General features: G+C 47.5%; 1 pseudogene. It reads right to left on the bottom strand.

The annotated features are described in order from the left end of the window. Positions 1-692 (bottom strand): annotated as a pseudogene (locus DW182_RS22630) (hypothetical protein); the annotation flags it as partial.

Below are 692 nucleotides of genomic sequence, written 5' to 3'. Positions count from 1 at the left end.
ACCAGAGGCAAAGTAGCCGAAGGAGTACTGCCACCGGTACCGTCTACGATAGAAAAATCATCCTTGAACTTACGGGGGAAGCTACCGTCAGCATTCTGGAGACGGAGGAAACTGTCCAGAATTACTTTCAGACGTTTCTCCCATTCGGGATGTTTACGCTTGTGTTGCTTCTCGTAAGCCAGATAATTCAAAATGGCATACACACCTTCCGATTGACGGCGGATACTGAGCTTAGGCTCTTTAAAATCACGGTTATAATGGACAACCTCATTGAAAAAGCCCGCAGGAGAGAAACCGCTTGAAAGATAAGTATCAAAGATACTGTTAGCACTGTTCACAAGTTCAGGACGGTTCTGCTGGAAACCGTATTCCAATGCATTGAAAGCATTTAGCAATGTACGGCCCACAAAACCGACTTCAGCAACATCAGTACTGGCACAGGTGGCTGTCTTCAGCTCAACGCCCGAATAGTAATGGGTAGGAGTAGTATTCACATAACTCTCTACAAAGAAGTTGCTCAGAACATCTTTCATACGATCCACTGTATAGGGGGTATTGACCGGTTGGGGACGGTTCGTGTCATAGCAGTACTCCCAGGTACGTTGTACGCACTCGGAGAAGTCGGCAACGGCAATCTCCGACAGTTCCCAGGTCAGGGTAATGCTATCACCCTTGCGAAGCAGCTGGAAAGC

It is taken from the genome of Bacteroides sp. AM16-24 (genome assembly GCF_003471885.1).
In the GTDB taxonomy this organism is placed as follows: domain Bacteria; phylum Bacteroidota; class Bacteroidia; order Bacteroidales; family Bacteroidaceae; genus Bacteroides.
This window is presented reverse-complemented; position numbering and strand designations above follow the sequence as displayed.